The sequence below is a fragment of the Mycolicibacterium agri genome (genome assembly GCF_002553505.1).
GTDB classification, from domain to species: Bacteria; Actinomycetota; Actinomycetes; order Mycobacteriales; family Mycobacteriaceae; genus Mycobacterium; species Mycobacterium agri.
Genome location: NZ_PDCP01000067.1, coordinates 22,253 through 29,640 on the forward strand (window position 1 = coordinate 22,253; position 7,388 = coordinate 29,640).

5 protein-coding genes and 1 pseudogene are annotated in these 7,388 nt (G+C 56.7%); all 6 read left to right on the forward strand.

Translation table 11 applies throughout. The features are described 5' to 3' along the window. Nucleotides 1-48: 48 nt before the first annotated feature. A complete protein-coding gene (locus CQY20_RS36010; protein ID WP_272938834.1) occupies nt 49-1,371 on the forward strand; it encodes a DEAD/DEAH box helicase in 1,323 nt (440 codons plus the stop codon). Then, the gene (locus CQY20_RS25945) at nt 1,368-3,203 is read left to right on the forward strand and encodes an ATP-binding protein (protein ID WP_234816419.1); all 1,836 of its coding nucleotides are present in this window, start codon (nt 1,368-1,370) and stop codon (nt 3,201-3,203) included. Before CQY20_RS36010 ends, CQY20_RS25945 begins: the two co-directional genes overlap by 4 nt. Nucleotides 3,204-3,212: 9 nt before the next feature. Further along, the gene (locus tag CQY20_RS34575; RefSeq protein WP_133119133.1) at nt 3,213-3,794 is read left to right on the forward strand and encodes a hypothetical protein; all 582 of its coding nucleotides are present in this window, start codon (nt 3,213-3,215) and stop codon (nt 3,792-3,794) included. 910 nt (nt 3,795-4,704) lie between these two features. After that, nucleotides 4,705-5,124: a T3SS (YopN, CesT) and YbjN peptide-binding chaperone 1 gene (locus CQY20_RS25955; RefSeq protein WP_097942947.1), complete on the forward strand. Its 420-nt coding sequence runs from the start codon at nt 4,705-4,707 to the stop codon at nt 5,122-5,124. A 67-nt stretch (nt 5,125-5,191) separates the two neighbouring features. After that, nucleotides 5,192-6,652 carry a DNA phosphorothioation-associated putative methyltransferase gene (locus CQY20_RS25960; RefSeq protein ID WP_097942949.1) on the forward strand — a complete coding sequence of 487 codons (1,461 nt, stop codon included), beginning with the start codon at nt 5,192-5,194 and terminating at the stop codon, nt 6,650-6,652. Nucleotides 6,653-6,882: 230 nt separating this feature from the next. Next, nucleotides 6,883-7,388, forward strand: a pseudogene (locus CQY20_RS35225) (hypothetical protein); the annotation flags it as partial.

Genomic DNA, 7,388 nt, shown 5'->3' on the forward strand with positions numbered 1-7,388 from the left:
GCCCAACGGCTCCAACTTTGTGGTGATGCTTATGACGCTTTGACGTCCATGACGGTACGACGAGGGAGTACACGGGCAGCCGAACTGCTCGATTTCTTCTCGGTAGCCGATGAGGTAGATCGGTATCAGATTCCCCCGTCCAATGAGTTGGTTGCGCCCGCCTATCCGCTATTTCCACATCAACGTCTCGCGGCTAAGCGCGTTACCGCGCTTCTAATGGAAGAGCCTCATCGGGTGGTACTTCACATGCCTACAGGCTCCGGAAAGACCCGTACTGCTATGTCAGTTATAGCGGACATATTGAATCAAGGGGAGCCGAAACTGATTGTGTGGCTTGCTCACTCGGAAGAGCTCTGCGAACAAGCGGTCGAGGAGTTCAAGAAAGCCTGGTCAGCGCAAGGTAATCGACCAGTCGCAGTACATCGTTGGTGGGGGCCTCACTCTCTAGAATCGCCGCTGATAAGGGACGGAATAATCGTCGGTGGACTTCAGAAGGTTTACTCGTCTGCACGCAAAACTCTCACAGAGATCGGGTCAATGGCAGGTCGGGTCGACCTCGTAGTAATGGATGAAGCGCACCAAGCGATTGCGCCTACATACAGGCTTATACTTGACGTCTTGACGGAGTCAGGTCGGCCCGCACCTCTGCTCGGCCTCACCGCAACGCCGGGCCGAACGTGGAGCGACATCGACGAAGACCAGCGTCTTGCGGATTTCTTCTACCGCAAGAAGGTTTCACTCGAAGTCGAGGGCTATGACAGTCCAATTCGATTTCTGGTGGACGAGGGGTACCTGGCGGAGACGGAGTTCGTTCAGCTGGAATACGCCGGTGGACGAGATCCATCCCCGCGAGAATTGCAGGAAATACGCGAGTCTCTAGATATCCCCCAAGACATCATCAACTTACTCGCTGCCGACGTGCAGCGAAATATGCTGATACTCAGTCGAACCGAGACAATGTGTCGGCGACACCACCGCATCATCGTCTTCGCTGCCACGAAAGATCACGCGCTCGTGCTAGCGACAGTGTTGCGCGCCCGGGGGACGTGGGCCTACGCGGTGACGGGTGAAACACCGTCGAGCGAGAGGTCACGAATCATCGAGACCTACAGAGCAGATAGTGACGAAACCCGGGTCATTGTCAACTACGGCGTGTTGACGACAGGATTCGACGCTCCCAAAACGAGCGCCGCGGTGATTGCTCGGCCGACCAAGAGTCTGGTGCTATTCAGCCAGATGGTGGGGCGAGCCACGCGCGGTAAAAGGGCCGGAGGAAACGCACGGGCCGAAATCGCCACGGTGGTCGACACACGCCTGCCGGGATTCTGCAACATGGCTGATGCCTATGACAATTGGGAGGATGTCTGGTGACTGGGACAGTCAAGGACTTCGATATCGTTCCGACCTCACTGGCCGTGAAAGCGATGCGCGATAACGGGTATAAGAACGCGGCGTACGCAATAGCGGAGTTGATGGATAACTCAATTCAGGCCGGTGCGACTACCGTACAGCTGCTTTGCGCGGATCGTGAGGCGCAGGTAGAACAGCGCGCTCGAAAGCGCTTGCACCAAGTCGCAGTGCTCGATAACGGCTCCGGGATGGACGCTGATACTTTGCAGATCGCCCTACAGTTCGGCAATGGAACCCATCTAAATCCCGAACAACAGACCGGCATGGGACGCTTCGGCATGGGGCTGCCAAGCGCCTCAATATCTCAATGCCAGCGGGTTGATGTGTGGAGCTGGACAGACGGTGTCGAGAGTGCTCTACATAGCTATATTGACCTCCCTGAGATCAATGCGGGACGTCTGCGTCACCTTCCCGAACCGCAACAGGAACCTCTGCCGAGCGTTTGGCGGACCGCAGCAGGCAAGGATGCGTTCGGAACCAGCGGCACTTTGGTGGTGTGGAGCAACGTGGATCGCGTACTTTGGCGTACATCAAGAGCTTTAATCGACAACTCGGAAGAGTTGATCGGCCGGATGTACCGGTATTGGATCAACGATGGCCGAGTGTCGATTCTGTTGAAAAGTTTCCTCTATGAGGAACCCGACCTAATTCTTCATGAGCGTCGCGCAAAGCCCAACGACCCGCTCTACTTGATGAGTAATACGAGCTGTCCCGCCCCATTTGATACAAAACCCATGTTTCGGCCGTTCCCAAACGAGGGTGAAAATGAAGTCGCGCTGACAGTTCGCTTTCGCAATCAAGACCATCCGGTCAAGGTCAAATTCTCGATCGCAACGGAGGAGGCGCGCGATAGTGGCGGAGGTCAATCCACGGGTAGCCTACCCTTTGGCCAACATGCCGGCCGAAACCTCGGTGTCTCGGTTGTTCGAGCTGGCAGAGAACTTGAGCTCGATCCGGCCTGGGCTACGTCATACGAACCACGGGAAAGATGGTGGGGTGTTGAAATCGCCTTCGAACCGGGGCTAGACGAGTTGTTTGGCGTGTCGAACAACAAGCAATCTGCTCGAAACCTCGCCGAGGCAGCCAAGATTGACACCGGGGCGCTAATCAAGGAGCACGGTGGATCAATCACTGCCGCACGCGCTGCGCTGAGAGATGAGGAAGACCCGATTGAGCCGCTCCTCGAAATCGTCCACCGGGTCCAGACAAATATTAAGCAAATGCGGAACATGATCCAGACCCAGGCGGAGGGGCGCCGCCGACGCGTCAGACATGCTGAAGCAACCGTGGAGGCACAAGCGACTGATGCGGTACGGAAGCGTCAACAGGAGGGTCACCGAGGTCGGAGCGATGCCGATGAAGATCGTCCCGCAGCCGAGCGAAAAGCCGACGTAGCTGAACAATTGGAACACTTGGGTCATTCTCCGGAGCTCGCAAAGGAACTTGCGGCCGAGACGATCGACAAAGGCTTGAAGTATCGCATGGAAGTAGCGTCCTTGGAGGGAGGCGCATTCTTCTCGGTACAACCGCGCGGCGGTGTCCTGCTGGTAACCCTGAATACAGACCACCCCGCATACTCGCTTCTTCTCGGAGCGCGGGACCCGAAAGATTTACCCGAAGACCCAGACAAATTGAAAGAGAGGCTCTTGTCCGCGCAATCAGGTCTCGAAATGATGTTGTTCGCATGGGCAAGATATGAGGACGAGCAGCCGAGCGATCAGCGCCGCATCGCACAAAACATCCGTTACGACTGGGGGCGTATGGCCGAAGCATTCCTGAGCAGCCGATTGTAGGTCACGGTTATGGTGACGCCGGACGACATCGCACGCGTCCTCGAAAGCTCGGGCGTACCACTTTCAGTGCGCGAGATTGCAGAAGTGCTTCGGGGCGATAATCGAGAGGTCGATGCGATCCTTTGGCAATCGCCGGACCGCTTCGTGTGGCAGCCAGAGCACAAATGGACTGTGGCTAATCCGAAGTCGAGGGCAACGCGTGGACGGATACCTGATGCCCCTGACGCCCGACCGAATATGTTGTCTGCGAATAGTTCACAAGAGCTACGCGCGCTGACGCTTTCGAGCGGACTCACAATCGCCGTAAACCGCCGGCCACTTGATTCAGACGCGTTCTTCACCGTCCGCTCGGCCGGAAATACAATAACTCTCACGTTGAACTCCACGCATGAGCTGTTCAACGACCTGCCTATCCCCTTCGAAAGCGACACGGGGGAAACCGGTTACAAGGCGTTGTGTGAAGTACTACTGAGCGCGTGGGCTCTCTACGAAGATGGCCTGCCGGGTGGTTCCACAAAGAGAGCCACTGAAGACGCGAGGATCCTTTGGGGCCGGCGCGCAATTGAAATGCTTAGGGAACAACACTCATGATTACGCCGGGCGCAGCCCTGCTAGAGCTCGCTGCAGCTTCTCAGCAATACTTCGTCATGTGTGCACCGTTTGTTAAGGAAAGGGTTGTTGCGCAGCTCTTGTCTGCTGCGCCTCGGGGGGTGAAGCCGGTTTTGTACACGCGATGGCGACCAGATGAAGTCGCAGCAGGCGTATCAGATACCGAGGTCCTCGAGTTACTACGCTCCCACGAGGGCGTCGTGTATCTCCACGATCGCTTGCACGCAAAGTATTACCGAAACGAAAGCGGGGCCCTCATTGGGTCCGCGAATCTCACGGGAGCCGCACTCGGGTGGTCGCCGAACCCGAATATTGAACTCTTGATTGCGTCTGGCGTCGGCGCGGTCCAAGATATCGAGAACCACTTGGCGGCAGAAAGTTACATGGCGACAGATGCGATCGCTCGAGAGGTTGAGGATGTTGCCAGTCTGCTACCGCGGCAAGCCGACGTTCCTGAAGTGGCCGTAACGTCATCCGTTGGGGACCTATGGATTCCGTCATTGCGGGTTCCAGGAGACTTGTATATCGCTTACCTTCAGGGCGCGGAAGTATTGGCTTCGCGGTCGGCATCGGCCGCTGTAACGGATCTCGCTGTGTTGGAATTGCCGGCGGGTCTAGATCGAAGTCAATTCCGCTTACTTGTTGGTCGCCGGCTGCGGAATGAACGACTGTTCAAGGCTATCGACGCGTTCCTCGAACAACCAAGGCGATTCGGTGAGGTACGTCAGATGATCGGAGAACTGACTGGACTTGACCGTAGTAATTCCGACGACGCTTGGCAGACGGTCATGAGATGGATGTTGGAATTCCTTCCATCTCGGTATTCCCGAACCGTTCGGCGGCATTCGGAGGTGATCACCCGCATTTCGGGCCATGACCGTGAGGCCACGCAATGACGCGTCAGCGGGTATACAAGCAGGTAGCCGCAATCCTAGAAGCTAATGCCTTGACGTGGACTGAGACACCAACGGGCGGAATGTTCCTCCGATTCAGCAGCGCAGGCGTCGCGATTGAGCTTAGCAATTGGGGGAAGCAGACGCTCATCCAGATCAGTGCTGATGTTTTGTCAGATGTCCAAGCTGTTACGAAGGTTGTGCTGAAACAGATGAATCGCTTGAACATGGCGTCGCAGTTTGGGCGATGGGTCTACTATCGCGATTCGCGGACGGTTTCGGTTGAGTACGACCTCCTAGGCGATCATCTTCAAGAAAATGAGTTGATGACAGCTTTAGCCGCGTTGGCCCGCGCGGCAGACCATCACGACGACCAGCTTCAGAGTGTCCTCGGAGGCCATCGCGCATTTGAGGAGTAGCGCCATGCATCCCGAGGAATATCAATTGACCAAATCTAACTGACGATTGACCCAAGGGAGTCGGCCGGTGCAACAGTGGGCAAGCTCCAGGCAGCGAACAGCCATCGGGCGGGGCGATCTCTCGATGCCCTTAAGGCAGAGCTTGCGTGATGGCTTAATACGGACGGGAACGTCGGTTCTGGATTACGGATGTGGGCGCGGCCAAGATGTAGATCGTCTGCGTCGGATGGGGTTCGAGGTAGTGGGGTGGGACCCTTTCTACGCTCCAGATGCGCAGCTTCGAGTAAGCGATGTTGTGTTGCTCAATTATGTCCTCAACGTGATCGAAGACGCCAACGAACGGCGCCGAACACTCGAGGCGGCTTGGGCCCTTACCTCGCGAGTATTGGTGGTATCGAGTCGTTTGAAGTGGGAGCTTAATTCAATCAACGGAGTTGAGTCCGGAGATGGACTTGTTACTAGCCGCAATACATTCCAGCACTTGTACAGTCCTAGCGACCTTCGGCAGTTCGTCGAAGCTGTGACAGGAACACGTTGTGTGTCACCAGCTCCCGGTGTCGTTTACGCCTTCCGCTGCGATGATGATCGCTTCGCGTACCTGGCTCGTGGAACTATCGCCGATTTTGAATGGGCGAACAGTCAAGATTACGCCTCGGCCGTCGCGGAGCTCATCTCCTTCACAGAACAGCGCGGCCGACCGCCCCTCTTCGAAGAGATCCCCGATGAGCTCTTACCCGTCCTCGGTACGCTCTCACGGCGTTCCATGCTTGAGGTAATCAACAAGGGTGCCTCCCCGGAACGAGTCGTTGAAGGTTTCAAACGCTCGACCCTGGATACGCTCCTGTACCTCGGCACGTCAATCTTCAACGGACGCGCAGCATTCAACAACCTCCCGCTGTCCGTACAAGCAGATATTAAACACTGCTTCAAGAGTTATCGTGAAGCGTGCGCACGCGCTGACCGGCTGTTGGCAAAAATTCGTGACGATACGTATATCCGTGGCGCGATGCGAAACTCACCAGGGAAACTTACGGCTAGCGCCTTATACGTCCATCGTCGCGCAGTGCCAAAGATACCGGTCGTGTTGAGACTTTACGAGTATTGTGGATTCGTTGCAGCTGGCAGGCCTGCAGATTGGAATATCCTTAAGCTCGACCATCGAGGAAGAAGAGTCTCGTGGTCGTCATACCCTGCCTTCGATACCGACCCTCACCCGACTCTTGATTGGACCTACGGTGTTGAGATGACCTCGCTCGAAGCCACATTCCAGAGATTCGGTGATCGTCCGAACCGCCCGTTACTCCATCGCAAGGAGGAATTCTTAGATCGCGAGGACCCCCTCTACGACAAATTTCGCCGCTTGACCATCTCTGAGGTTCGCGCTGGACTGTACGAGAATCCGACAATTATCGGTCTTGAAGACGGATGGGAAGCAGAGTTACACCGATGCGGTGTGCAGTTGCGGGGCCACCGTCTCGTCAGGCGTGTCGGTCGATCATCGGATTCCGAGTCATCGGAGGTTAGATAGCCGCCTGGCGAGCGCGGAGCCGTAGACATCGACCGTATGACCATTGCTACGGCAGGGCCGTAGATGCCTCTGCTGTCGCCCGCGGAGTCAAGCGATGTTATTCAGTTCAGCTCGTCGCACCTTTATGCCTCGCGCTCTGCAGCCTCCAGGCGACATTACTCACCCCCCGGAGTGACTGACCGCCGATTCTTCTTCAAGTATGTCGGGTACGTAGGCTATCGTCCCCAGCCATGGAGCTGGGCGTATACGAGTCGCTACTGACGGCGAAGCTCTTCGAGGCCATTGCTGCGGCGGACCATGTACGGGCTGAGTATCGGGTAGTCGACGAGGCAGAGCAGCCCCTGGCGATTACCCGTCACTTAGTACCGATCATCGAGCGTTCGATGCGTGTTGCGCGTACTGCAGACGAAAGAGCGGAGCTAACGAAGCGGATCCTTAGTGTCTTGCCCGATATAGAAGTCGACCGAGAAACATTGCACCCATGGTCACCCGGCAAGATCGCTCGGCTTGAAGAACTTGCGGATGCCCAAGCGCTCACCGCGGGGAGGCTGCCGCGGCCGGCCACGCCATTCTCGGATGCAGCTTTAATGACCAATTCGCCGCACGAACCCACTCTGGCGGCTGAGCTGCGGGCGGAGATGGCCAGCGCCGATCATGTCGATGGCTATGTCAACTCGAATTGGCCCCGGCTGGGCGGTTCGAAGTGGCCCCGCCCGGGGAAGGCTGGAGTTGCCGT